General features: G+C 68.2%; 21 protein-coding genes. 13 read left to right on the plus strand and 8 right to left on the minus strand.

Going from position 1 to position 26,535, the window contains the following annotated elements:
* Positions 1 to 445: 445 nt before the first annotated feature.
* Positions 446 to 1,060: a DUF1003 domain-containing protein gene (locus tag IT306_28960; protein MCC7372478.1), complete on the plus strand. Its 615-nt coding sequence runs from the start codon at positions 446 to 448 to the stop codon at positions 1,058 to 1,060.
* Here the strand turns inward: IT306_28960 and IT306_28965 are convergent.
* Both IT306_28965 and IT306_28970 read right to left on the minus strand, forming a co-directional pair.
* Positions 1,057 to 2,022 carry an NADPH:quinone oxidoreductase family protein gene (locus IT306_28965; protein ID MCC7372479.1) on the minus strand — a complete coding sequence of 322 codons (966 nt, stop codon included), beginning with the start codon at positions 2,020 to 2,022 and terminating at the stop codon, positions 1,057 to 1,059. The genes IT306_28960 and IT306_28965 overlap by 4 nt on opposite strands.
* A gap of 139 nt (positions 2,023 to 2,161) precedes the next feature.
* The gene (locus IT306_28970; protein MCC7372480.1) at positions 2,162 to 3,406 is read right to left on the minus strand and encodes a Gfo/Idh/MocA family oxidoreductase; all 1,245 of its coding nucleotides are present in this window, start codon (positions 3,404 to 3,406) and stop codon (positions 2,162 to 2,164) included.
* Between the two features lie 171 nt (positions 3,407 to 3,577).
* Here IT306_28970 and IT306_28975 point away from each other — a divergent pair, with 171 nt between their 5' ends.
* The 8 genes from IT306_28975 to IT306_29010 all read left to right on the plus strand — a co-directional run bounded on the left by IT306_28975 (position 3,578) and on the right by IT306_29010 (position 11,913).
* A complete protein-coding gene (locus IT306_28975) occupies positions 3,578 to 4,237 on the plus strand; it encodes an RraA family protein (protein ID MCC7372481.1) in 660 nt (219 codons plus the stop codon).
* A 233-nt stretch (positions 4,238 to 4,470) separates the two neighbouring features.
* Positions 4,471 to 5,349 carry an alpha/beta hydrolase gene (locus IT306_28980; protein ID MCC7372482.1) on the plus strand — a complete coding sequence of 293 codons (879 nt, stop codon included), beginning with the start codon at positions 4,471 to 4,473 and terminating at the stop codon, positions 5,347 to 5,349.
* A 130-nt stretch (positions 5,350 to 5,479) separates the two neighbouring features.
* Entirely contained in the window at positions 5,480 to 7,024 is a 1,545-nt protein-coding gene (locus IT306_28985; protein MCC7372483.1) for a GMC family oxidoreductase N-terminal domain-containing protein, read from the plus strand.
* A gap of 101 nt (positions 7,025 to 7,125) precedes the next feature.
* Positions 7,126 to 7,428 (plus strand): hypothetical protein, encoded by a 303-nt coding sequence (locus IT306_28990; protein MCC7372484.1) that lies wholly within the window; start codon positions 7,126 to 7,128, stop codon positions 7,426 to 7,428.
* On the plus strand, positions 7,428 to 7,739 hold the full coding sequence (locus tag IT306_28995) for a hypothetical protein (GenBank protein MCC7372485.1): 312 nt from the start codon (positions 7,428 to 7,430) through the stop codon (positions 7,737 to 7,739). The genes IT306_28990 and IT306_28995 overlap by 1 nt, the downstream gene beginning before the upstream one ends.
* A gap of 28 nt (positions 7,740 to 7,767) precedes the next feature.
* Positions 7,768 to 8,766, plus strand: coding sequence for an alpha/beta fold hydrolase (locus IT306_29000; GenBank protein ID MCC7372486.1), 999 nt, complete (start codon positions 7,768 to 7,770; stop codon positions 8,764 to 8,766).
* Positions 8,767 to 8,873: 107 nt separating this feature from the next.
* Positions 8,874 to 10,469 (plus strand): GMC family oxidoreductase N-terminal domain-containing protein, encoded by a 1,596-nt coding sequence (locus tag IT306_29005; GenBank protein MCC7372487.1) that lies wholly within the window; start codon positions 8,874 to 8,876, stop codon positions 10,467 to 10,469.
* Between the two features lie 160 nt (positions 10,470 to 10,629).
* A complete protein-coding gene (locus IT306_29010) occupies positions 10,630 to 11,913 on the plus strand; it encodes an MFS transporter (GenBank protein MCC7372488.1) in 1,284 nt (427 codons plus the stop codon).
* A gap of 1,300 nt (positions 11,914 to 13,213) precedes the next feature.
* Here IT306_29010 and IT306_29015 read toward each other — a convergent pair.
* From IT306_29015 to IT306_29035, 5 genes are all read right to left on the minus strand, one after another.
* Positions 13,214 to 14,014: an ABC-2 family transporter protein gene (locus IT306_29015; GenBank protein ID MCC7372489.1), complete on the minus strand. Its 801-nt coding sequence runs from the start codon at positions 14,012 to 14,014 to the stop codon at positions 13,214 to 13,216.
* A gap of 3 nt (positions 14,015 to 14,017) precedes the next feature.
* On the minus strand, positions 14,018 to 14,815 hold the full coding sequence (locus IT306_29020; protein ID MCC7372490.1) for an ABC-2 family transporter protein: 798 nt from the start codon (positions 14,813 to 14,815) through the stop codon (positions 14,018 to 14,020).
* A 2-nt stretch (positions 14,816 to 14,817) separates the two neighbouring features.
* A complete protein-coding gene (locus tag IT306_29025) occupies positions 14,818 to 15,915 on the minus strand; it encodes an ATP-binding cassette domain-containing protein (protein ID MCC7372491.1) in 1,098 nt (365 codons plus the stop codon).
* A gap of 227 nt (positions 15,916 to 16,142) precedes the next feature.
* Entirely contained in the window at positions 16,143 to 16,307 is a 165-nt protein-coding gene (locus IT306_29030) for a hypothetical protein (GenBank protein ID MCC7372492.1), read from the minus strand.
* Positions 16,308 to 16,348: 41 nt separating this feature from the next.
* A complete protein-coding gene (locus IT306_29035; protein MCC7372493.1) occupies positions 16,349 to 16,642 on the minus strand; it encodes a zinc-ribbon domain containing protein in 294 nt (97 codons plus the stop codon).
* Between the two features lie 223 nt (positions 16,643 to 16,865).
* Between IT306_29035 and IT306_29040 the strand changes: the two genes are divergently transcribed.
* Positions 16,866 to 18,776 (plus strand): DUF2079 domain-containing protein, encoded by a 1,911-nt coding sequence (locus IT306_29040; protein ID MCC7372494.1) that lies wholly within the window; start codon positions 16,866 to 16,868, stop codon positions 18,774 to 18,776.
* Positions 18,777 to 19,115: 339 nt separating this feature from the next.
* On the opposite strand, the gene IT306_29045 is transcribed toward IT306_29040, so the two are convergent.
* A complete protein-coding gene (locus tag IT306_29045; GenBank protein ID MCC7372495.1) occupies positions 19,116 to 20,294 on the minus strand; it encodes an amidohydrolase in 1,179 nt (392 codons plus the stop codon).
* 255 nt (positions 20,295 to 20,549) lie between these two features.
* Between IT306_29045 and IT306_29050 the strand changes: the two genes are divergently transcribed.
* The 3 genes from IT306_29050 (at position 20,550) to IT306_29060 (ending at position 26,478) form a co-directional block, all read left to right on the plus strand.
* A complete protein-coding gene (locus IT306_29050; GenBank protein MCC7372496.1) occupies positions 20,550 to 21,656 on the plus strand; it encodes a LacI family DNA-binding transcriptional regulator in 1,107 nt (368 codons plus the stop codon).
* 42 nt (positions 21,657 to 21,698) lie between these two features.
* Positions 21,699 to 24,107, plus strand: a complete 2,409-nt coding sequence (locus IT306_29055) for a DUF5110 domain-containing protein (protein MCC7372497.1) — start codon at positions 21,699 to 21,701, stop codon at positions 24,105 to 24,107.
* A gap of 109 nt (positions 24,108 to 24,216) precedes the next feature.
* Positions 24,217 to 26,478: an ABC transporter substrate-binding protein gene (locus IT306_29060; protein MCC7372498.1), complete on the plus strand. Its 2,262-nt coding sequence runs from the start codon at positions 24,217 to 24,219 to the stop codon at positions 26,476 to 26,478.
* The last annotated feature ends 57 nt before the right edge of the window (positions 26,479 to 26,535 follow it).

Genomic DNA, 26,535 nt, shown 5'->3' on the forward strand with positions numbered 1-26,535 from the left:
CAGCGACGGCGTGACTGTAGGCGGGGACTTCAGTCCCCGACCGCCCGTTCCATGATGCTTCGGGGACACCAATGAACATGCCATCGCCCTGATGCTGCTACCAGTGCAATCGCATGTTGATGTCGTCGTGCCGCCGCGTCGGGGCTTGAAAGCCCCGTCTACGTTCCTGCAGTCGCTGCGCGACGCTCCAGTCGCACCAGTGCCGGCCGTTCCCGACGGCCGTCGCGCAGCGACGGCGTGACGGTAGGCGGGGGTTTCAACCCCCGACCGCCCGTTCCATGATGCTTCGGGGACACCAATGAACATGCAATCGCCCTGGCGTATCGCCGCTCAGATCAGCCCGGTCGAGCGGTCAGCGTCGGCGGTCTTCTCTCAGATTGACGACCCACCGGCCTCGGCGTGCGATCATGGCGCAGGCAAGGCTTGCGCGGGGAGGAGGCCAACGATGAGGCAGCACGGACGGGCCGCGCCGGCGAGTGCGGCAACGCTGGTTCGGCAGGAGACGGAGGCCGCCCACGCCTTCGAGCGCCGCATCCTGGCGCGCGTGCGCGAGAAGCGGCTCGCACGCGACGCTTCGCGCCAGCAGCAGCGCGAAGACTCACTGACGCTCGGTCAGCGCATCGCCGACTGGGTGGCCGAGACCATGGGCAGCTGGGGCTTCATCATCGTCCAGAGCGGTTTTCTGATCGTCTGGATCGCGCTGAACGTCGCTGGCTGGTTCAACGCCTGGGATCCGTACCCGTTCATCCTGCTCAACCTGATGCTGAGCTTCCAGGCAGCCTACTCCGCGCCGTTCATCATGATGAGCCAGAACCGGCAGGAGGCGCGCGACCGCGAGCGTGCCGAGCTGGACCTGCTGACGGACCTCAAGGCCGAGACGCTCATCGAAGAGCTGCACGGCAACCTGGAAGACCTCCGCCTGCGACGCTGGGCCGAGCTGTTGGAGATCCAGCAGCGGCAGATCGAACTGCTCAGCGACCTTCTGGAGAAGGCGACCGGCGGGCGATCCCCGGCGACGACAGGCGACGCCACCGGGGAGCCGAAGTCTCCTGGGGCCTAGACCGTCAGCACCACCTTGCCGCGCGCCCGCCGGTCGGCCATCTCGTTCAGCGCCGCCGTGCCCTGGTCGAAGCGGAACGCCGCGCCGACCACGGGGACGATCGCGCCGCTGGCGATCAGCTCGCGCACCCGCCCCATGACGATGGCGCGGCCGTTCTGCACCTGCTTGACGTAGCCGCTCAGGTACGACCCGACCACGTCCACGTTCTTCAGGAGCAGGCGATTGGCGGGGATCTGCGGGACGCTGCCGCCCGTAAACCCGATCACCACCCAGCGCCCGCCGTAGGCCAGCGCGCGGATCGTGTCGAGCATACGATCCCCGCCGACCGGGTCGAACACGATGTCCACGCCTCGGCCGTTGGTCAGCTCCAGCGCGGCGTCCTTCCACTCGCCGTCCGACCGGACGACGTGATCTGCCCCGGCCTCGCGGGCGGCGGCGGCCTTCTCCTCGCTCGACACCACGCCGATGACCGTCGCGCCGTTCGCCTTGGCGATCTGGATGACGGCCGTGCCGGTGCCGCCCGCCGCGCCGTGTACCAGTACGACCTCGCCAGCCTTGACCCGCCCGCGAATCTCCATAGCCACGATGGCCGTCTGGTAGTTGAAGAGCGCGCCCGCGCCCTGCTCGTAGGAGAGGGCGTCTGGCAGCTTCGTCAGCAAGGCTGCGTTGGCGTAGAGCCGCTCGGCAGCAGCGCCGGTCCCGCCGGTCATGCCGGCCACCCGGTCGCCGGCTGCGTACTCGGAGCCGGCCGGTGCGGAGACGACCTCGCCGGCGAACTCCTGCCCGATCACGTAGGGTGGCGTGGCCTTGTCCTGATACTGCCCGCGCGTCCGCAACAGGTCTGGGAAGCACAGCCCGACGGCCTTCACCGCGACCAGGATGCCGTCGCCCTCCGGCTCGGGCCGCTCGCCCAGCCGCACGCCCTCGGGGCCGGTCAGGTCGGTGACCTCGACAACCCGCATGGTCGTCCTCCTTCTGCACTGCGCTCGGGGGGCCGCCACTGACGATCCCGAGCCGTATGGTCCAGCGGGAGGATACCCCGTCCGCAACTCCTCACGGTGCGTAAGGGACCACGCCCGGCTGCCCTCCCGCCCGTCGCAGTCAGTGGGCCAGGCCGTAGTGCGCGTCCAGGTCGCGCTGGTAGGCGTCTACGGTCCCGTCGAGCACGTCGCCAAGTGTCACGGGCCGACCTGCCAGCGACGATTCGACGATGGCGAAGCTGGCGGCAAGGTCGCGCAGGCACTCGTCGCCGCTGGTCTCAGCAGGGCGGTTCTCGCGGATCGCAGCCAGCCAGTCGCCGATCAGCAGGCCGAACGGGTCCGACTGGCCCCGTGGAAAGACGCGCGCGGCGTCGGCTGCGCCGTGCCGCTCCCAGTGAGCGTCGAGCGTCGTCGGCTCCTGGCCGTCCAGTGTCAGCCGGTCGCCGTTCAGCGATCCGCGTGAGCCGAACACGGCCGGACCGGCCGGAATCAACGGCTCGCCGTGTCCCGCGAAGGAGTGCGACAGCTGGCCGATGGCCCCGCTCGCAAAGGTCGTCAGGGCCATGAACGCGTCGTCGGCGTCGGCCTCGGCCGTGTCGAGGATCTCGCCGCCAGCGTCGCGGAGGTAGCGGACCGGCTCCAGAATGCGTGCCAGTGCGGAGACCGTCTCGACCTCGCCGCAGAGCGCGCGCACGCGGTGGAAGACGTGTGGTCCGATGTCGAGCGACACGCCGCCCGCTCCGATCAGCCGCCGGTGTCGCCAGGAGGCGTTTCCGACCCACCGGTCAGGCGACCAGAGCCGTGTGCCGATGGACGGCCAGGAGAGCAGCTGCGGCGTCCCGAGGTCGCCCCGCCCCACAACCCAGGCCCCGAGCCGGGCCTGCCGGATGTAGCGGGCGTGCTCGGCCACGGCCAGTTGCCGGTTGGCGCGGTGGGCCGCCTGCACCATCATCCGTCCGGCCCGCATCGTGATCGCCAGGGGTTTCTCGACCAGCGCGTGCAGGCCGGCCTCCAGGCAGGCGACCACCTGTGAATGGTGCAGGCTGACCTCTGAGGTGATATCGACGGCGTCCACCAGGCCGGAGTCGAACATCGCCTGGACCTCCGAGAACAGGCGCGGCTGGATGTCGGTCTGGAAGTCGGACACGACGATGGGCTGCGTGTCCACGGCGTCCCCGTAGCGCCAGGGCGCGCGCGGTCGGTCCGGGTCAGCCGAGACCAGCAGCCGGGCGCGGTCCGGATCGCGCGAACAGATGGCGGTGATGCGGAAGTCGTCCACGCCGGCCGCGCGTAGCTCGGCGTACCCGAACAGGTGGGCCGGAACGATCCGACCTGCACCGATCAGCCCGATTCTCAGCGACACCATCGTCTCCCTGGGCAAGCATGGCCGCCGCCCCGCGGCCGCCACCGAGATGGTACTCCGTGAGCGCCAGATCGCCTCGCCTGTTTGCGGCCCTGCCGACCACACTCCTACCATCGTCCACGAGAAGGGGTGTGGGTGTCTCGGAATCACCACTCCAGAACGGATGTATCGACCATGAGCGCAGCCTCTGACGAGTTGATTGAGCGATATCGCACGCTCCCGCCGGCAACTATCGGTCACTTCACGGGCACCGAGATCCTGGACTCCGGGATCAAGCCGCTGTTCACGCCGCTCGCCGTCGTGGGGCGTGCGCGGACGGTCCGCATGCCGCGCGGCGACGCTTCGATGTCCCGCCCGGCGATTCAGTCGATCCAGCCGGGTGACGTGCTCATCATCGACCAGGATGGCGACGATCAGGTGTCCTGCTGGGGGGAGATGACCTCGCTGGCGGCCAAGATGAAGGGCTGCGTCGGCGTGATCATCGAGGGCTCGGCCACGGACTGGGCAGAGATCCGTGCCCAGCAGATGCCGACCTGGGCGCGGGCGGTGGTGGCGCGCATCGGCCACCGTCTGGATCGACCCGAGGGCGCGCTGCAGGTGCCAGTCAGCGTCGGCGGCGTGATCTGCAACCCTGGCGACCTGGTGGTGGCCGACGACAACGGCATCATCATCATGTCGGCTGAGCGGGCCGAGGAGCTGTATCAGATCTCCCGCGACTCGGAGGATCGCGCGCCGGGCGTCCGTCGCTGGCTGGAGGCCGGCGGCGATCTCGCGGAGCTGGCCGGCCTGAAAATCGATCAGATCGAGAAGCTGCTCGAAGAGCGCGGCTGGTAGGCAGCCAGCCCGCGCGGCGCGAGCAGACCGCCGCGCCGAACCACGCGCCCCCGCGCCTGATCGTCAGGCGCGGGGGCGCTTCCGTGTCCAGGCTGGCCGCCGACCCAGACACCATCTCCTGAAATTGCCCGGCACGTCTGCGGCGAAATCTTCGTTCTTTCGATGTGGTCGGGCCGTGGAGGGCTCGCCAGCGTCGCGCGGAGCGAAGGAGTGGGTGGATGGATCGACACGCGCTGTATCTCGGGCGTGAGTGGAACGTTGACCACGATCGGCGGGCGAAGGTCAGCAACGCCGAGCTGCGCTACGCCGTCCTCGGCGAAGGCGAGCCGATCCTCTGCATCCATGGGACGAGTATTGCCGACAGTCTGATCACCCCGTTGAAGTTCTACCCGCCGCTCTTCGAAGAGTATCAGCTGATCTCCTACTACCGGGCCGGCTACAACGGCAGCACCCTGGAGAAGCCGACGCTCAGCATCGAAGAGGGTGCCGAGCACGCGAAGCAGCTGCTCGATCACCTGGGCATCGAGAAGGCCCACATCCTGGCGTTTTCGTTCGGCGGCGTCCTGGGCTTCCAGTTCATGCTCTCCTATCCCGAGCGCGCACACACCGCGACGCTGCTGGAGCCGTACCTGCCTCGCGAGGCCGAGGACGCCGTCAAGGCGAACATCGACGCCTACATGAGCGCGATGGAGCTGTATCAACAGGGCGACAAGCTCGGGGCCGGCCTTCGTTACATGGAGGCTGTCTGCGGCCCGCGCTTCCTGAGCGCCGTCGAGATGACCGGGCCGCTGAACGTCTGGGATCGCGTGGCCGAGAGCATCGAGACGACCTTCGAGGTGGACTTCCCCGCGGTCTCCCAGTGGGGCTTCCGGATGTCGAAGGCCGACGAGCAGGTCAAGCAGAAGCCAACCATGCCGGTGCTGGCCGTGATGGGCCTCGACAGCGAAGCGGCCATGCCGGGCTTCCGCGAGACGCAGCGCTTCCTGATGAACTGGCTGCCACACGCCCATCGCGCCGGGATTCAGGGCGCCACCCACGGCATGCAGAGCATGAACCCGGTCGCCGTGGCCGAGGCCGTTCACGCCTTTGTGAAACAGCACCCGATGCGCTGACGAGCGGCATCGCATACCGCGTCGTGCAAGGACGCACGACCCCAGAAGCATCCCGCTCAGCGACCGTTCGCGCGGGTTCGCTTCGAATGGCCAGATTGCACGCACCGCCATCAACGGAAGGAATGTGGGCATGCCTGAGTATCGCGCCGACTACGTGATTGTCGGTTCTGGAACGGCCGGTTCGATCCTGGCCGGACGCTTGAGCGAAGACCCGAGCGTCTCGGTGCTGCTGCTCGAATTTGGCGGCATGGACAGCAACCCCGCCATCTACGAGAAGCCGCTGACCTCGATGTTCAGCCTCTGGGATCCGAAGGGTGCGGAGAACTGGGGCTACGCCACCGCGCCTCAGCCCGGCCTGGACGGTCGCGGCATCGACATCGCGCGCGGCAAGGTGCTGGGTGGATCGAGCGCCGTCAACGCGATGATCTACGTGCGGGGCAACCGGCGCGACTTCGACAGCTGGGCGTCGCTGGGTGTTGAGGGCCTCAGCTACGACGAGGTGCTGCCCTTCTTCAAGAAGTCCGAGCAGTTCCACGGTGCGCCATCGGACTATCACGGCACCGACGGCCCGCTCTCGATCATCGACTACCTGGCCCCGTCGTCGGTCGGGCACGCGTTCATCGAGGCTGCCGCCGAGCTGGGCGCGACGTTCAAGGGCAACGACTACAACGGCGCACACCAGGACGCCGGTGCGAGCTTCTACCAGTCAACGCGCACGCCAGACGGCGTCCGGGTGACAGCATCCTCGGCGTTTGTGACGCCGAACCTCGAACGGCCCAACTTGAAGCTGGTCACCGGCGCTCGCGCCACCCGGCTGCTGCTGGACGGCACGAAGGCGACGGGCGTCGAGATCGCCACGGCGGACGGTGTCCAGTCGGTCAGTGCCAACCGCGAGGTCATCGTGGCGGCCGGCGCGTTCGAGTCGCCGAAGCTGTTGATGCTCTCGGGGATCGGGCCGGCCGACCATCTGCGGAGCGTCGGCATCTCGGTCGTGCAGGATCTGCCGGGCGTTGGACAGAACCTCCAGGATCACCTGCTGCTCGGCGTGGCCTACGAGTGCACCGAGCCGCTGAACCCGCCGGAGATGCTGGCCGAGGCGGCGCTGTTCACCTACACCGGTGTCAACTCGCGAGACGCCTCGCCGGACCTGCAGTACTTCTTCGGGCCGGTCCAGTTTGTCGCGCCGGAGTACATGACGGACGGTCCGGGCTTCACCTTCGCGCCGATTGTCGCGCAGCCGCTCAGCCGGGGCAGCGTGACGCTCGCGTCAACGGACCCGACGGCCCTGGCGAAGGTCGATCCGCGGTACCTGACCCGTGAGGAGGACGTGGCCGTCTTCGAGTACGGCATCCGCTACGCCCGTGAGCTGGTCCAGACCAGCGCGTTCAGCAAGCTGCGCGGCCGGGAACTGGCGCCCGGGCCAGACGTGACCAGCAGCAACGGTCTCCGCGCGTACATCCGCAAGAGCGCCAGCACCGTCTGGCATCCGGCCTGTACCTGCCGCATGGGCAGCGGGCCGGACGCCGTGTTGGACTCCCAGTTCAAGGTCTACGGCCTGGACGGGCTGCGCGTCGTGGATGCGTCGTCCCTGCCGAAGCTCGTGAATGGCAACCCGAACGCCGCGATCATGATGCTGGCCGAGAAGGCCGCCGACCTGATCCGCGCCACCGCGTAGTGCGCCTCTCGTCCGCCCGGCCTAGCCCGCACACGGCGGGCCGGGCGCCACGTCTCCCACTGGAAAGGTGACGCATGTCCCAGGCACGTGCTCTCGACTTCATGTTGGCGCTCAACTGCAGCCCCAGCATGCTCGCCCGCTATGAAGGCCGGAACCTCTCGCAGGTGCTCTTTCATGCCAAGAATGACGGCTACGTCTTCTCGGCTGATGACCTCGCGGATGTGGCCGGCAAGCTCGAAGCCAGCGTGATCTTGAGCAAAGATCAGGAGCAGTTCGACGAGACCAGCCACCTGTGGCGTCGCATGTGGGGCCGCCGCCATCTCGGCTACCTCGTCGAACATGTGATCCGCCGCCATTCCGAGTCCGAGCTGCGCGATCTGATCGGAAGGGGCGGGTGGGCCTGATGAGCAAGCGCAACGTCATCAGCTTCATGCGCGGACCGGCCTCCGAGAAGGATTTGCTCAACAGCCTCAAGACCATGAACAAGGACGAGGTGATGTCGGTGGCCAGCGAGCTGGGCTACCCGTTCACCGACGCCGACTTTGATCCGCTGATCTGGGGCCTGGAAGTCAAGCTGGCGGCCCGGCGCGGCGAGCCGTTCGACCAGCGCTTCCCGCTCTGGCAGACGATGTGGGGCCAGTACTACTTCGAGTACCTCGTGCTCGACCTGCTCCCCGCCCTGACCAAGGACGAGATCGAAGCGGCCGTAGCGTAGGTCGACCCAGCCTTGAGGAGGAGCCACGATGGAGCTGTTCGACCTCGGTGACTTTCCGCTGCTCTCGGGATACACGCTGCCGGGCGCCAAGCTCTCGTACACCACGCTCGGGACGCTCAGCCCGGCGAAAGACAACGCCGTTCTGTTCCCGCACTTTCTCGGCGGCGGCCCCGACGCGCTGGCCGCGTGGATCGGCGAAGGGCGGGCGCTCGACCCGAGCAAGTACTTCTTCATTCTGCCGGGCCAGTTCGGCAACGGCGTCTCGACCTCGCCCAGCAACGCGCCGCCGCCGTTCGACCGTGGGGCGTTCCCGGCCTGCCAGTTCGCGGACGACGTGATCGCGCAGCACAAGCTGGTCACCGAGCAGTTCGGGATCAGCGAACTGCAACTAGTGCTCGGCTGGTCAACCGGCGGCCTCCAGACCTACGAGTGGGCCGTCCGCTACGCGTCGATGGTCAGGCGGGTGGCCGCCATCGCCACCGCGCCGAAGCCGTCCCCGTGGACCCGCCTCTGGCTGTTCACGCTGATCGAGGAGCCCCACACGTCGGACCCGGCCTACGACCGAGGGTTCTACGCCGACAAGAGCCTGATGCATGCCGGCTTGCGACGGCAGGCCCACGGGACGGCTTTGACGCTGCCGCCGCACGGCTTCTACCGCGATGAGCTGTGGCGGAACCTCGGGTTCTCCTCGCTGGACGACTTCATCTCGCGGTTCTGGGAGGCGTTCTGGCTGCCCCAGGATCCGAACGACCTGATCGTGCAGGCGCGCAAGGCGCGGGCGGCTGACCCCTGCCACGGCGGCGACCTGACCGAGGCGCTGGCGAGGATCACGGCGAAGACGAAGGTCATCGCCTTCACCGGCGACCCGATGTTCCCGCCGGACGAGGGCAAGGCTGACGCCGCGAAGATCCGCGGGGCCAGTTTCGCCCAGATCGACAGCATCTACGGGCACCTTGCGACCTTTCAGCTCAGCGGCGACGACGTGAAGGCCGTCGAGGCGGAACTGGCTGCGCTGCTGGCGTCCTAGCCGGTCCGTCCGCCGTCCGCGGCGGGCGACGCTACCGGGCGTTCGACCAATCGGGATTTCTGATGGAGCCTGGCCTCGACCAGCCGGCTTGATGGAGGAGAGCAACCGTGGCAGACGCGAACAGCTTCGACTATGTGATCGTCGGCTCGGGGCCGGGTGGCTCGACGCTGGCCTATCGCCTGGGTGAGGATCCGGACGTCAAGATCCTGGTGCTCGAAGCCGGCGGCAAGGCCATTGAGAGCGCGATGTCGCCGGCGATCCAGTCGCCGTTTCGCTGGAACGAGCTGCTGCTGACCGAGCTGGACTGGGCCTACAACGGCGTGCCGCAGCCCGGACTGGCCGGCCGGCAGGTCTACTCGGCGGCCGGGCGCGGCACCGGCGGCAGCTCGATGGTCTACCACATGATGCACGTCCGCGCCCGGCCGGCAGACCTCGATAGCTGGGCCTACCACGGCGCGACCGGTTGGAGCTATCAGGAGACGCTGCCGTACTACCAGAAGCTGGAGAACCAGCTCGACGATACCAACCCGACGGCCGGCAAGGGCGGTCCCATCACCGTCGTCAATGCGAAGGACACCGGCAACCCGGTCTCCCAGAGCTGGCTGGATGCCTGCGTCGAGCTGGGCTACCCGCTGATCGACGACTTCAACGCCTCGCTGTTCGGGGCCGGCTGGCACCACCTCGACATGAAGGACGGCCAGCGGGGCGGCGTCCTGACCTCGTATCTGCTGCCGGCCCTGGCGCGGGGCAACGTCACGGTGCGGACCGGCGCGCTCGCGACCGGCCTCGTCATCGAGAACGGGAAGTGCGTCGGCGTCCAGTACGTCGCGGACGGGCAGACGCAGATCGTGCGGGCTGAGCGCGAGGTGGTGGTGGCGTGCGGCGCGATTGAGTCGCCCAAGCTGCTGATGCTCTCGGGTATCGGCGACCCGGCTCACCTGAAGGAGGTCGGCATCGGGGTCAACGTCGAGTTGCCGGGCGTCGGCAAGAACTTCCACGATCACCCGCTGCTGATCGGCCCCATCGGGATGATGGACAGGCCCGGCCCGGACCCGCGGGGCAACATGACGGAGGTCGGGCTGTTCTGGCCGTCCGTCCAGGGCATGCCGGTGCCCGACCTTGAGATCTGCCTCGTGCACCGCGCGCCGTTCGGGCAGGCATTCTTCGAGAACGTCGTGAAGCGAGTGCAGACCGGTCAGCCCGTCAAGTCGGCCACGCAGCTGGTGGACCCACACGTCGTGCTGACGCTGCCCGGGCTGGTGCAGCCGCTCTCGCGCGGGGCGATCACCCTCCGCGGCAGCGATCCGTCCGTCTACCCGAACGTCGATGCGAACTACTTCGCCGAGTCCTGGGATGTGGACCGGATGGTCCAGATGGTGAAGATCGGCCGCGAGATCTACGCCAGCAACGCCTTCAAGGCGTGGGGCATGCAGGAGGTCGCGCCAGGACCGAGCGTGGCCTCGGACGCCGATCTGCGTGACTGGGTGACCAACAACGTCGGGTCGTACTACCACTTTGTCGGCTCGTGCAAGATGGGCGTCGACAGCCTGGCGGTGGTGGACCCGTCGCTGAAGGTGCGCGGAGTGGACGGCGTGCGGGTCGTGGACGGCTCGGTGATGCCGTCGATCCCGGCCGCCAACACCCACACGACCATCGTGATGATCGCGGAGAAGGCCGCCGACCTGATCAAGTCCGGGAAGTAGACACTTCGGGTTTCGGGTTTCGGGTTTCGGGGCGAGGGGTGTGGCCCTGCCCGCGGCCGGCTGCATCGGCTTGATTCGGCCGGCCGTTTCTGCTTTCCTCTCCCGTGTCACTCACTCGCCGCTGGCCGCCGGGTGAGAATTTGCACCGGGGCAGTCTCTCTTGGCCTTCTGGCCGCTTCGTCGCCCGACGCTCGGGCCGCTCGAACCGTGGCAGCGCAACCAGTACATCGTCGTCCTCACGGTGGCGCTCGCGCACATCGCGTTCGACCTGACCCAGCCGTTCATCCCGCTCTACGTCTTCGAGCTTGGCATCACCGACCTTGACGAGGCCTCGTTCTGGTCGGGCGTGATCGTCGGGATTGGGCCGCTGATGGGCTCGATCATGGGGCCGTTCTGGGGCTCCCTGGCCGACAAGTACGGGCGCAAGCCGATGGTGCTGCGCGCCCTGGTGATGATCGGCGTGCTCCAGGTCGCCATCGCGTTCGTGACCGACATCTATACGCTGGTCGGCCTGCGGGTCGTCATGGGCATCTTCGCCGGCTTCACCCCGATGGCGATGGCCCTGGCGATCGCCATCGGCCCACGCGACAAGATGGCCCATGCTATCGGGCTGGTGCAGGCGGCGACGTTCCTGCCGCTCGCCATTGGCCCGACCATCGGGGGCGTCCTCTCCGACACCTACGGCCTGCGGTTCAACTTCATGCTGACGGGCGTGCTGCTGCTGGCCCCGGCCGCGCTGCTCTACTTCATGGTGCAGGAGAACAGCTACGGCGAGCCGGTCAGGAAGGGGACGAGCGGCGCGGAGAAAGTGGATGACGGCGAGCGCGGCTCGTTCTTCTCGCTGCTGGCACTGCCCGGCTTCGGTGCGGCCCTCGCCATCCTCTTCCTGACGCGCTTCACGGATCGTGCGCTGACGCCAGTCATCCCGCTCTACCTGCTGAAGCTCGACACGCCGGCCAGTCAGCTCGCGACGATCACCGGCTTCGTCGTCGCGGCGGGCGCTATCGCGGCGGCCGGCTCCTCGGTGCTGTACGGCAAGTGGGCACGGCCCGGGAATACCCGAAAGCTGCTGATGCTGGCGCTGGCCGGTGGCGCGCTGTTCTCGGGGTTGATCTCGTTCGTCGGCGGCTGGGGTGAGGTCGCGCTGCTGCGGATCGGGCTGGGGTTGCTGGCCGGCGGCAGCATGAGCCTCGCCTACACCCTCGGAGCGACGCTCGCGCCGGCCTCGCGGTCGGGCCTGACGCTCTCGACGCTGTCAAGCTGCGGCCAGCTTGGCGGCGCGCTCGCCCCCATCGCCGCCGGGGCGATTGGCGGCGTCAGTCTGGCGGCCGTTTTCGTCACCAACGCGGTGGCCTATCTGGTGGCGCTGGGCCTGTCGGCGCTGCCGTCTGTGGCGCGTGCCACCGCGAAGACGGCCGACGAGCGTGCTCCCGTTGCGTCCTGACGCCCGTCACGGGAGACGCTGACCGCGCTCCCTCATCTGAGCGACGCTGCCCGGAGGTGTCCCCATGCGCCAGCAGTCCGAGCCGCCGATCCCGCGTGACCAGTCCGACGTCTTCTTCTACGGCATCGTCGCCGATCCTCAGCTCAACCACCCGGAGGGGCTGGCCGTCGATGCTGACGGCACCATCTGACGCTCTCCTGTCGCCAGGCGCAGGTCACGGTCTGGGCCGTGACCACCTCGGACAAGGCGCAGACCAGGGACAAGGCGCAGGCCAGTTGTGCGCGGCGCACAACCGATGGCTCCAGACCGTTGTGTTCCGTGCCAGTGAGCGGCGGCGACGCCCACCCGTAGAACTCGGGTGGGGCCGGCGACAGCGCGCAGACGTGGATCGCGTCCAACGTGCGTCGGCGCTCGACCTGGAGGAATGCGCGATGTCCGCGACTCGATGGACTCTCCGTCGTCTGCCGCCGCCGAAGTCGGGCGCCTTGCCGCTGAGGTTCGCGGCTGGCTACCCGAAGAAGAAGCTGCCTGCCGTGCGCTCGGGAGTGCTGCCCGCCGCCCGGTAGCCACGAGCGACGTGAACAGGGCGATTGCGGGTTGGGCGGGTCGTGCAGCGTCGTCGGGGCTTGATGGCGTTTGACGACATAACCGCGGAGTCCGCGCGTCAGATCGGGGTGTGAGGGGCTATGACCGCAGGAATTCGTCAAAGGTCATCAACCCGCCGACTGCGCGTCGTACGACGGTCTGGGAACACCAACGAACAGGCAATCGCCCTGGCGAAGCGAAGGACCCCACCCCCTGACGCGAATGGTGACGGTCAGCGGGTGAGGTCCTTCGCTGCGCTCAGGATGACAATGGGAATCGCATGTATGCCAGCGGGCGACGATCTGTGAGTATGCTCCTGATCTCTGATCTCTGATCTCTGATCTCTGATCTCTGATCTCTGATCTCTGATCTCTGATCTCTGATCGAGCAGTTCGCGGGCGAGTGGCTCGGCAGGCGTGAATCGCAGGGTCGCTCGGTGCCCATCGTCATCCCGACCGCGGCGAGGAACCTGCCCGCACCGTCATCCCGACCGCGGCGAGAAACGCCCTCCCGTCCGTCATCCCGACCGCGGCGAGGCACGAGCGGAGTGGCGGGATCGTCCCAGGGTGACGGACGACTGACGAGGAAGATCCCTCGACTGCGTTCGCACGCTCACGTCGCTCGGGATGACGGGGGAGGGAGCAGCCTCACTCCGCTCGGGATGACGGGGGAGGCGTCGAGTGACGCGACCCGGTTGTTCACGACTGACAGGCCACTAGCTGCTGGCGCTGGTGTACCGCCGAAGCGAGTAGCGCCAGAAGCGACTCGACAGCCACAGCAGCGCCAGCGTCAGCGCCACCTGGTACGGCAGGGCCGTCGGCTCCAGCACCCCGAGCAGGGCCTTGGCCGGCAGCGTCGCGATGGCGGCGATGGGCAGCCCGTAGGTCAGCAGTGGCTTTGCCAGGCCACGGTAGATATCGCTCGGCATGCGGGCCATCGAGATGAACGGCGGCATCACCGCCGAGATGTTGTTGATCCGGCCCGTCCAGAGCACCAGCGTGACCGCCATGAACCACAGTGCGTACAGCGCGAGCAAGGCCGACGCCAGCATCAGCAGGTAGGCCGCGATCTCCAGCGGCCCCGGCGTGATCCCGAGCCGTCCCACGCCGACGACAACGTAGCCGATGCCCACCAGGGCGGTCGGGAGGTCGCCGAAGTCGACGTAACGTATGGACACCAGGAACTGGCTGGAGATCGGCCGGATCAGCACGAAGTCCAGCTCTCCCTTGTTGACCATGTCCGAGAGCCGCTGCATGTTCTTCTCGAACAGCGCCGAGCTGAGGCCTTCCACGATCAGGAACGAGCCTGTCAGCACGAACATGCGGTTGAGGTCCCAGCCGGCCACCTCGCGCACATTCGAGAAGACCAGTCCGGCCAACAGCATCGAGAAGACGGCCCAGAGAACCGTCGAGCCGGCGCTGAACGCGAAGCTGCTGCGGAACTCCAGCTCTCGGGCGAGGCAGTTGCGAAGGCAGGCCCAGTAGACGCGCCAGTAGCGGTGGGCGGCTGTCCCCACGGGCTACCCGCCGACCGACTCGTACTGGCGCAGGCCGGCCCGCCAGAGCACCGTCGCCAGTCCCCACAGCACGACGATCCATCCGAGTTGCAGCAGGATGCCGGTCAGCGGATCGGCGCCCTCGCTCTTGCCGAGCATGATCGCCAGCGGCGTGGCGTAGATCGCCTGGATCGGCAGCAGCCGCGCCACGGTCTGCGCCCACTCGGGGAGGAGCGCGATGGGGATCAGGATGCCGCCCAGGACGCTTGCCACGACCTCGTACAGCGTGGTGATCCCGACGATATCGTTCGTCCAGAAGCCGATGAAGCCGACGCACAGCTTCAGGAAGAAGCACACGACAAACGCCAGCACCACGCTGACCAGGAGCGCCGGCAGGCGATCCCAGGCGATGGCGACTTCCCCGAGCCACGGCCCAAGCAGCACCACCGATCCGAGCAGCAGCGGGATCGACAGCGCCATGCGGATCGAGCGCCACGCCAGCGCGTCCACCAGCAGGTAGGCCCAGTAGTTCATCGGGCGCATCAGGTGGGTCGAGAGCAGCCCCTGGCGGATCTCGTGGTCGAGCGCCCACTCGACGTGGACGCTGACGGTGCCGCGCAAGGCCATGACGCCCAGAGTGTAGGCCAGCATCTCGCCCAGGGTGAAGCCGGCCACCGTGGACTGGCTCTCGTAGGCCGCCAGCCACATGAAGGCCATCATGACCGGCGGCAGAATCTCGTACAGGAAGTAGATCGACGATTCAACGCGATACTGGATCGCGTCGGCCACGGCCATGCGGGCCAGGACGAGGTACAGCCGCATCGTCAGCTCACAGCGGTGGGGAGCGGCCCGGCTGCAATCGACGCTGCCGAATTCGGCTCACGCAGCTCGCCGCTGAAGAGGCTGCGGATCACGTCCTCGACTTCCGGCTCCTGGATCGCGAGGTCACGGACCTGGAGGCTCGCCAGCAGCCGTGCCGCCGTCGCCGTTACCGCCTCGCGCGGCACCCGCACCGACACCTTGTTCGGCTCCCAGTGGACGATCTCGCCGCCGGCCGTGAGCGACACCAGCGTCTCGCGGGTGACGGCGGCCTCAAGGTCCAGCGTCAACAGCCGCACGTCGCCGAATCGACGGGTCAGCTCGCGCAGTGCGCCGTCGTAGATCACCCGCCCCTGGTCGATCACCACCACCCGCTCACAGAGCGCTTTCACATCGTCCATGTAGTGACTGGTCAGCAGGATGGTGGCACGGTTCTTCCGCTGATACTCGCCGATGAACTGGCGGATCTTCTGCTGCATCACCACGTCCAGCCCAATGGTCGGCTCATCCAGGAACAGCACGTCGGGACGGTGCAGCAGGGCCGCTGCCAGCTCGCATTTCATCCGCTCGCCCAGCGAGAGCTTGCGTACCTGGACATCCAGCAGCGGGCGCAAGTCCAGCAGGTCGGACAGCTCATCCAGGGTGCGGCGGTACTCGGCGTCGGGCACGCCGTAGATCTCCTTGTTGAGCAGGAACGACTCAGATGCTGGCAGATCCCACCACAGCTGATTCTTCTGGCCGAGGATCAGCGCGAACCGGCGCTGAAACTGATGCTCGCGCTTGAACGGCTCGTGGCCGAGCACACGGACCGTCCCGCCGGTCGGCTCCAGCAGGCCGGCCATCATCTTGAGCGTGGTGGTCTTGCCGGCCCCGTTCGGCCCGAGAAACCCGACCAGCTCGCCACGCTGAATGGTCAGGCTGACGCCGTCCACCGCCCGCACGTCGCTGTACGTCCGCGAGAAGACCGCCCTGACCGAGGCGAGCAGGCCCGGCGGCTTGCGCTGGACGCGGTACACCTTCGTCAGATCGTGGGCCACGATGCTCGCGTCGCCCCTGGCGTCCGGGTGGTTGGCGGGCGTGGGCTGGTCGGCGTGAGCGGACATCGGCGGCACCTCGGTCTGACGAGTGTACCGGCCGCGGCCGCGCCGCGACGAAATGCCGCCGGCACTGCCACCACTGCGCCACGCTGGACTTGAGGGGATTGTCATCCCGACTGAAGCGAGGCACGGGCGGAGCGGAGGGATCTTCCTCGGACGCAAGGGAGGTCTATTGGGGAAGATCCCTCGACGTCGCTCCGGATGCTTGCCCTGAGCTTGCCGAATGGGTCGCTTCACTCGGGATGACGGATAGCCCGTATCAGCATTGTCCTGGTCGAGTGCCAGGACGAGGCCGGTAGGCCGTGCCGGCGCAGGCGCTCGGCCGCCAGCATGATGGCGAGCCGGCTGTTCACGTCCGCCACCGTGCCGTCCAGCACCCGTTCCACGGCATCCGCCAATCGTCGGGCGTCCCGTACTTGTCTGCTCAGATCTGGGCCGTTCAGACCTGGGCCATCGGGCGCACCTTGTCGAAACAGGTGCTGCAGTAGACCGGCCGGTCCAGCCTCGGGAGGAATGGCACGAGTGCGATCGAGCCGCACTCGGCGCACGGCACCTGGTGCAGCTCTCGCGGCGCTTCGCCCTGGCGCTCGCGGCGACGATTGGCACGACACTGGTGGCAGCGCTGCGGCTGGTTCAGTAGTCCGCGCTCGGCAAAGAACGCCTGCTCCCCCGAAGAAAACACGAACGAATTGGCACAGTCTCGGCAGGTCAGCGTCTTGTCAGCGAAGCTCACGTCTGACGCCCTCCCATATGGATCTGCCGCCTTCGCCGGTCGCGTCATGGACCGTGCGTGCGGTCGCCACAGACCGCCCGCGCACCGACTTCCCCAACTCGTCGTGCGTGGGCGTCACGGCGCGCAGTATAGCGAGGGCAGTGAAAACTGTAAAGCCCTCTGGCGAAATCTTTGCATATTCACCGTCCTTGACGCCCGGCGGCCGCACTCCGTACCGTTCCGGGTGGGCTGGCCGTCCGGTCTCGGCCGCCAGGGGCAGCCGACGCGCGGCCCAGATTGCCCCTATCGAGCTGGTGCCATCGCCGTTCAGCCTGCCCTCTCCACCGCGCACGATGCTGGCGTCGCCGATGCCGGCTCGGTCGTCGAGCGCACGCCGCGGTGGCGCTCGGCCTGCGCGCCGGCGCTCCCGTCGATCCTGATCGCGCTGGTCTGGATCGGGTACGCCTCGGCCAACTCGATTCTTGAGATCCAGACGTTCAACAGCACCTCGCGCGACATCGGCGTGTACCTGCAGATGCTCTGGGGCGCGGGCCACGGCCGCCCGTTCCTGACCACGCTGCTCGAATCGAACCGGGTACATCTCGCCGAGCATCTCGCGCTGCTGCTGCCGGTGCTCGGGCCGCTCTACGCGCTGAAGCCCGATCCGCGCTGGCTGTTCGTGGCCCAGACGACGGTGCTCGCGCTGGCGGCCACGCCGATCTACCTGCTGGCCCGTCGCAGGCTCGGCGGAGTCTGCCTGCCAACCCTCTTCGTGGCCGGCTACTTCCTGATGCCGACCGTCACCGAGGTCGCCTTCGACGCCTTCTACCCGATTGCCTGGACCGCCCTGCCGCTCAGCTTCGCGGCCTACTTCTTCCTGACGGATCGGATACGGCCCGGAGTTGCCCTGGCCCTCCTGGCCATCCCGATGGAGGAGGAGGCCGGGCTTGCCGTGCTCGGGCTGGGCATCTTCCTGGCGCTGCGGCGTGGTCAGCGTCGGATCGGGCTGGCGCTCGCGGCGTTCTCGCTGCTCTGGCTGGGACTGGTGGCGATGGTCGCGATGCCCCGCTTCCACGAGCCATCCACCCTGCCATCGTCGGGCGAGAATCGGTCGGTGGATCACTTCGCGCAACTGCGGCAGCACCCGGCCGAGACTTTGCTCGACCTTGCCCTGGTCCGCACGCCCCGCGCCATTCGCTGGCTGATCGCGCCGACGGGCGGGCTGCCACTGCTGGCGCCGCACGTCCTGATCATCGACGCTCCGCAGGCGGCAACGCTCTTGCTGGCCGACAAGGGCGAACGATTCCGCCGACACTGGTCGTCGCCATTGCTGCCGACGATCTGGCTCTCGGCGGTCGTCGGCTTCTCGTTGTTGCGAGGACGCTGGCTCAGAGCGGCCGGCGTGGCGGCGCTGATCGCCGGGACGCTCTCCTGCTATCTGCTCGACAGCAACCTGCCGCTCGGCGGCGACTACGATCCCAATGACCTCGCCTGGTCTGACCGGGCCGAGCAGCACGCCTACCTTGTCGAGCGGCTGCCGGCCGGCGTCTCGACCGTCTCCAGCCGCCGCGCCCTGGGCAGCGTCGCCGACCGCGCCGAGGTGTACGTCTTCCCGCCCAGCTACGCCGGCAAGCTCTGGCCGCCCGAGCGCCGCCCTGGAGCGTACCTGCTGGACCTCTCCAACGATGGCACCTGGGAGGCGCTTGTCGGGCGGCAGAGTCCGCTCCGCGCCAGCCGTCCCTACGCGATCTGGCTGGCCGGCCCGGAGGCGATGTTGCTGCTGGACCGTCCGCCAGAGCCGTCGCAGGTACTCGACCGGGACGTGGGTGGCGTGCGGCTGCACGGCTACGACCGCCGCGTCGCTGGCGACACGCTGGAGCTGACGCTCCACTGGCAGGGCACGGCGAAGGTCGGTCGGCTGACGCGGACGGCGCAGGTGATCTTGAACGGCCCGGGCGGCCCGCAGACGCTGACGGAGCGAGGCTCGGTCCTCGACGATCTCTGGCCCACCGACCTCTGGCAGCCCGGTCAGATCGTGCTTGAGCGGCTGCGGTTCCCCAGCGGTGACGCGGAGAGCGCCCGGCTTGTCGTCGGCTGGGACGACGGCCAGGGTCGCTCGGCCCCGTCCGAGATCCCGCTCGGGCGGCTCAGGTAGCGCTGCCCAGGGGACGTTTTCGCTGGCTCGACGTTCACGAGCGGCGCTCTCGCCGTGCCGCTCTTATCCTTCACTGTCATCCTGAGTGAAGTCAGCCTGCGAGCGAAACGAAGGACCTCACCCACTGACGCGGGCTTGACGGACAGCGGGTGAGGTCCTTCGCTTCGCTCAGGGTGACATTGCATGTTGCACGTTTTGCACGAGGTTGCGGCAGCTGGCTGGCCGAGACTGTCCGTCCCTTGCCCGTGCAGAGGCGCATGATGTCGGCAAGGCTGATAGTCACGCCGGGCAGCGCAGTGGTGTGAGGGCCTCTTCAGCCCCGGGTGGTGAGGGGCTCTGTTACCGTGACAGGTACCGCTCGGCCACGCGCACCAGCATCTCGACGCCGACGGGCAGCGCGTCCTCGTCGATGTCGAAGCCGGGGTTGTGGTTGGTCACCGTGATCCCCTTCGCCTCGTTGAGTACCCCGACCGTGAAGTAGCAGCCCGATCCGGCCCGCTCGATGAAGTAGCCGACGTCCTCCGAGGCCATGATCGGCGGGTTGTCGCGCGTCTTCTCGGGGCCGACCACCTCCAGGGCCACGGACCGGACGAACTCGGTCATGTCAGCGACGTTTCGCATGACCGGGTAGCCCCAGCGGTACTCCACCGTCGCGTCGCCGCCCATGGCCCGGGCGACCCCGACGATGGTCCGCTCGATCTTCTGCGCGAGTGCCTCGCGGATGCCCTGATCGAACGTGCGGACGCTGCCGGCCATGGTGGCCGTGGCCGGAATCACGTTCGGCACGGTGCCCGCCTGAATGGTGCCGATGGTGATGACGGCTGACTGGAGCGGATCGACCTCCCGCGAGACGATGGTGTGCAGTGTCGTGACGCAGGTCGCGGCGATCAGGACCGGATCGACGGCCTGATGAGGTCGCGAGGCGTGGCCGCCGAGGCCGACGATCTCGGCGCGGAATGAGTCGGCGGCGGCCATGGCCGCGCCCGCCCGCATCCCGACCGTGCCGACCGGCGCGGAGGTCAGGTGCAGCCCAAACGCCGCGTCGACCTTCGGATCGTCCATCGCGCCATCCGCGATCATCCCCTGTGCCCCGCCCGGCGGCGACTCCTCGGCCGGCTGGAACGCCAGCACCACGTTGCCGGGCAGCGCCTCCCGCCGTTCCTGAAGGATCGCCGCCGCAGCCAGCAGGATGGCGGTGTGACCGTCGTGGCCGCACGCGTGCATGACGCCCGGACGGTTCGAGATGTACGGCTTCTCGCCGGTCTCGTGGATCGGCAGCGCGTCCATGTCTGCCCGCAGCAGCACGGCCTTTCCTGGCTTGCCGCCTCGGATCACGCCGACCACCCCGGTCTTGCCGACGCCAGTGCGCATCGCGATGCCCAGGTGGCGCAGCCGGGCAGCGACGTAGGCCGCCGTCTCATGCTCCTGAAACGCCAGCTCCGGGTGGGCGTGAAAATGGCGTCGGTCGGCGATCAACTGGTCGCGGACGGCGGCGATGGCCGCGCTCAGATCGTTCATCAGGCTACCCCACGGCAGTGGTCAGTGGTCAGTGGTGAGTGGTCGACGGTTGGTTCGGGCATCGTCTCGTTCAGCCTCGGTGTGGACACCGTACGAGCCGGCCAGGGATGTCGGCAAGCCACGCGAGGGAGGACGTGACCGGCCAGGTGAGCCGTGAGTCGCAGTGACGCTCTGACAGCCCCGGTGCCTCGGTTGACGCCGCTGGCCCGCTGAACTAGACTGCAAGTCACCGCAAACGTTTGAGGAAAACGGCGCATGGCGACAGGTTTGAAGGACATCGCCAAGGAGCTGGGCGTCTCGCTCGCCACCGTCTCGCGCGCCCTGGCCGACAGCCCGGACATCAGCCTGGAGACCAAAGAGCGCGTGTGGTCTGCCGCCGAGACCCTCAACTACGTCCCCAATCTGATGGCGCGCTCGCTGCGCTCGCGCCGGACGAAGGTCGTCGGGGTCGTCGTGCAGGAGGTCGCGACCGAGTTCGGCTCGCAGGCGATGCGCGGCATCCACGACGAGCTGAGTCGGTGTGGCTACCAGATGCTGCTGAGCAGCGTCAGCAGCCCGGAGCAGGAGCGTGTCGGCCTGGGGATGCTGCTGGAGCGGTCGGTTGACGGGTTGATCGTCGTGGACGTGAGCAACCACCCGATGGACCGGCTCCCTGAGGAGGTCGAGGCGGCCCGTCTGCCCGCCGTCTTTGTCAATCGCCGCTTGCCGCCGGAGGCCGGCGCCTGCTTCGTGGGGCCGGACGACATCTTCGGCGGCTACATCGCCACCGAGCACCTGATCGGGCACGGGCACCGGCGGATCGCCTACATCGCCGGGCCGTCCGCCTGGCAGGCGAGCGGCGACCGCCTTGAAGGGTACCGTCGGGCGCTGACCGACTACGGCCTGAGCTACGACGATGCGTTGATCCGACGGGGAGACTGGTCCGTCCAGTCCGGTTTCGAGGCGACTGCCAGCCTGCTCGACGGCCCGGAGCCGCCGACGGCGATCTTCGTGGCGAACGACATTATGGCGGCGGGCGCTATCGACGCCGCTGTTGCGCGTGGCCCGCGGCTGCCCGAAGACCTGGCGCTCGTCGGCTTCGATGCCCGCGAGATGTCGCGCTACCTGCGGCCGGCGCTCACTACCGTCACGCGGCCGACCTACGACCTGGGCCGCACGGCTGCGAGCCTGCTGGTTGAGCGTCTCATGAAGCTCAGGTCCGGGCCGGCCAGCGTGGCCGTGCGCGGGCATCTCGTCTATCGCGCGTCCTGTGGCCGCCACGGCATCGACGCTGAACCGCCGAGTCTCGACGATCCGCACCGTGGATTTCCCGTCGATGCGGCGCCCAGGCCGTCGTCGTGCGGTGAGGACGCCGACGCCTGACAACGCGTCACCCGATCCGGTCAGCTCAAAGGAGAGGTCTGCATGGCAGAGACGTGCCCGGTGATCCGGGTGGAGACACTGGGCAGCGAGATCGAGGTCCGTGCGGTCACGCCCGGAGCGGTGCGCGTCCGCCTCTTCGGGCCGCCGGTCGTCGAGGAGGCGTCCTACGTCCAGCGTGAGGACTGGCCGGCCGTGCCCGCCGTCGATGCGGTCGCGCCGACAGCGAACGTGGACCGTATCAGCACCGGCCGGCTGATTGTGGACGTGGACCGCTCCGATCGGCAGGCCGTCCAGATCGCCGTCTCTGACGCGGGCGGCCGGCTGCTGTTCAGCACCCACCCGCTCGGCGGCATCGCGCGGCAGAAAATCGTGGACGAGGGGACGGATGCTCGGCGCAGCCGGGTGAGCCTCCACTTTCAGCGCAGCCGGCTCGGCTACGACGACGACGTCCACTTCTACGGTCTCGGGCAGGGCGGCGGCTTCCAGCTTGACCGGCTGGGTACCTCGCGCATCTTCTGGAACACCCAGATCGGCCACGGTCCCGGATCGGACTTCGGCATCCCGCTCGTCGTGGCCGTCGCACCGGGCGGCTCCTACGGTCTCTTCTTCGACACGGCGGCGATGGCGCGTCTCGACACCGCCACCAGCCGGGGCGGCCTCTCGTTCCGCTACGAGGCGGACGTGGCGTCACTGGACCTCTTCATTCTCGGCGGCCCGACGCCGGCCGACGTGCTGAGCGCGTACGCCGAGCTGACCGGCTTCCCCGCCATGCCTGCGAAGTGGTCGCTCGGGTTCCTGCAGTCGAGCCGCTTCTTCCAGAAGACCGAGGACATCCTCGACGTTGCCCGGACGATGCGCGAGAAGCAACTGCCGTGCGATGCCCTGATCCTGCTCTCGACGTACGGCCACTCGAAGGCCTGGAACAAGGGGGTCGGCCACCTGGAGTTCCACGAGGAGCTGTGGTCCGACCCCGCCGCGACGATGCGGACTCTCCAGGAGGAGCACCACCTCAACGTCATCACCCACGAGTATCCGGTCCTGCACCCCGACGCACCACAGTTCGCCGAGGCCGAGCGGCGCGGCTTCCTGCTCGACGTGGCCTATCCCCGTCCGGCAGCGCTGCCCGGCGAAGACGGCGAAGACGGCGACGCGGCGCGCCGCTCACAGCGCTACCAGGAGGATCAGCGCTACATCGACTTCACCAACCCGGAGGCCCGCGCCTGGTGGTGGGAACAGCATCGCCACCTGATCGACCTGGGCGTGGCCGGCTGGTGGCTGGACGGCGGCGAAGGCCCGACCGGCCCCGCGCCGATGCATCGCGGCGATGCCGTCCTGCTGCACAACACGTTCGACCTGTACCGCTTCAAGGCGTTCCACGACGGCGAGGAGCGCGACCGTCCAGACCGGCGACCGTGGATGCTCTGTCGGAGCGGCGCGGCCGGCATGCAGCGGCTCGGCGCGGCCTCCTGGTCCGGCGACATCAACACGACGTTCACGACCTTTGAAGGGCAGGTGCTGCTGGGGCTCGGGCTGGCGATGTCCGGGGTGCCGTACTGGGGCACGGATATCGGCGGCTTTTACCCGAACGCCCTGGACGGCGAGCTGTACGTCCGCTGGTTCCAGTTCGGGGCGTTCTGCCCGCTGTTCAGGGCGCACGGCTGGGAGCTTGAGCGCCACTTCCCCTGGGCGCACGGCCCCGAGGTCGAGGCGATCTGCCGCCGCTACATGCAGTGGCGGATGCGCCTGCTGCCGTACCTCTACGCGCTGGCCTGGGAGGCGCACACGACCGGCGTGCCGTTGATGCGTCCGCTGGTGCTCCACTACCCGGAGGATCCTCGGGTCTGGGAGCTGGGCTACCAGTACCTGCTCGGCGCCGACCTGCTGGTCGCACCGCTCACGCGGGCTGGGGCAGACTGGTGGCCAGTCTACCTGCCGGCCGGCCTGTGGTTCGACTTCTGGACCGGCGAACGGTACGACGGAGGTCAATCCATCGCCGCCCGGACGCCGCTCGACACCGTGCCCGTCTTCGCGCGGGGCGGCAGCATCATTCCGCTCGGGCCGGTCATGCAGCGCACCGACGAGCGCCCTCTGGACGATCTCACGCTGGTGGCCTACCCAGGCGGCTCCGGCGCGCTGACCCTCTACGAGGACGATGGCACGTCCCAGGCGTACCGCTCGGGCGAACGCGCCGTCACCGAGGTCAGCAGCAGCTTCGACGGAGGCCTGGCTCGGGTACAGGTCGGGGCAACGAGCGGGCGGTATGCCGGCCAGCCGTCCACGCGCGACCTGACGGTCCGGGTCTGGTGTTCGGGTCCGCCGTCCCGCGTGGCGCTCAGCCGCAACGGCCAGTCGATCAGGGCGGCCTGGGAGTTCCTGGGTCCGCACTGGACGGTAGTGCGGATTTCTGCGCTGCCGGTCACGGACCGTGTCACCATAGAGATCCAGCAGTAGGAGGGAATCGCGCTCTCGACGCGGGGCGGCAGTGTGGCCGCCGTCAGGACCGGCATTGGACACCGAGCGTTCGCCTCTCCAACGGTGGAGAGAGGAAAGGCACGACGCCATGAGTGGCCGTGAGTCCCCCGAGACCGTCTCGACGACACGACGCCGTGTTACTCGCCGTCTCTTTCTGCGCGCGGGTGTGGTGACGCTCGCCGCCGTGCCGCTGGCAGCGGCCTGCGCGCCGCAGGCCCCAACTCCTGCGCCGACTGCTGCCCCGGCCAAGCCGGCCGAGGCTGCCAAGCCCACCGAAGCGGCCAAGCCGGCTGAGGCTGCCAAGCCGGCAGCCGCGGCTCCGACCACCGCGCCGGCCGCCGCGAAGCCGGCTGAGGCCGCCAAGCCGGCGGAAGCGGCCAAGCCCGCCGCTGCAGCTCCCGCCCCGAGTGGCGCCGCTCAGAAGCCGGGCGCACAGTTGATCGGCAAGCTCGAGGGGGCGACGGTCGTCCTCGATGCCGGGCAGACGCCCAAGGCGTTCAAGGAGGCGCCGATGCTCGCGGAGCTGGTCAAGGCCGGCAAGCTGCCGCCCGTCGAGCAGCGCCTCCCGACCGAGCCGCTGGTGGTCAAGCCGCTGCGGGAGACTGGCAAGTACGGCGGCACCTGGCGGCGCGGCTTCACCGGCCCGTTCGACACCTCCAACGGCCATCGTGCGGCGCAGAACGACAAGATCCTCTTCTTCGACTACACCGGCACCAAGCTGGTCCCGAACATCGCGAAGGGCTGGGAGGTCAGCCAGGACGGCAAGGTCACCACGGTCTTCCTGCGGAAGGGCCACAAGTGGTCAGACGGGACGCCGTTCACCGCCGACGACTTCGTCTTCTGGTTCGAGGATGTGTACCAGAACAAGGATCTGAACCCGACGCCGATGGGCGCGATGTCGATCAACGGCAAACCGATCAAGATCGAGAAGGGCGACGAGACGACCGTCAGGTTTGTCGCGCCGGAGCCGTACTTCGCGCTGCCGACGGTGCTGGCGGCGGTGCTCGGTATCGGCCACCATGCGCGGTTCGGGCGTGAAAATCAGGGCGGCTTTGCGCCAGCGCACTATCTGAAGCAGTTCCACCCGAAGTACGCCGGTCAGGACGCCGTCAACAAGCTCGCCACGGACATGAAGTTTGACGGCTGGGTGCTCCTGTTCAAGAACCGCAACGACGCCTGCCGCAACGAGGAGCTGCCGGTCCTGACGCCCTGGAAGACGGCTACGCCGATCACCACGCCGACCTGGACGCTCGAACGGAACCCGTACAGCATCTGGGTGGACACCGAGGGGAACCAGCTTCCGTACATCGACAAGGTCCAGATGACGCTGGCCGAGAACCTGGAGGTCGCCAACCTGCGCGCCGTGGCCGGCGAGTACGACGAGCAGGCCCGCCACATCGACATCGGCAAGCTGCCGGTGCTGCTGGAGAACCAGCAGAAGGGCAACTACACCGTCCGGCTGGACCCGTCGGCCCAGGGCGCGGACGTGGCCCTCTGCTGCAACCAGAGCTACGAGAAGGATCCCGAGGTCGCGAAGTGGCTGACGAACCGCGATTTCCGGATCGCGCTCTCGCAGGCCATCGACCGCGCGCAGATCGACGAGGCGTTCGTGCTGGGCCTGGGTCAGATCGGGTCGGCGGCCCCTGGCGATGAGACGCTGTTCTCGCCCGGACCGGAGTTCCGCACGCTGCACTCGACGCTGGACGTCAACAAGTCGAACGAACTGCTGGACAAGCTCGGCCTGACGAAGAAGGACGCCGAGGGGTACCGCCTGCGGACGGACAACGGTCAGCGGCTGCGGATCGAGATGACAGCGTACGTCGGGTTCCTGCCGTTCACCCGCATCGCCGAGATGATCGCGCAGCACTGGAAGAAGGTCGGCATTCAGGGCGACGTGGTGGAGCAGGAGCGCGGCTTGACCGACACCCGCCTGAAGAACAACGAGACACAGATCTACTTCGACACCCAGTGGGGTGCCGACAACATCTTCGGCCACAACCCGTTCTTCTTCCCGTACACCACCAACAGCCCGATTGGGCCGCTCTACGGCGTGTGGTTCCAGAGCGCCGGCGCGCAGGGCAAGGAGCCGCCGGCCCGGATGAAGGAGCTGATGGACATCTACCGGAAGGCGGCCGGCCAGCCCGACACCGAGCGCATCCGGATGGGCAAGGAGGCGATGAAGATCTCGCTGGACGAGCTGTGGCTGATCGGCATCGTGTCGAACTCGCCGGCCTCGCAGGGCGTCCGCGTGGTCAAGAACACCCTGGGGAACGTCCCCGAGCGGATGTGGAACAGCGCCGTCTCGGACAACCCGATGATCGCGCACCCCGAGACGTACTACTTCAAGTAGACAGTTGCGGAGCTGATTGCACGAGCGCGATGTACCCTTGTCATCCTGAGCGAAGCG

The sequence above is a fragment of the Chloroflexota bacterium genome, assembly GCA_020850535.1.
Taxonomy (GTDB): domain Bacteria; phylum Chloroflexota; class UBA6077; order UBA6077; family JACCZL01; genus JADZEM01.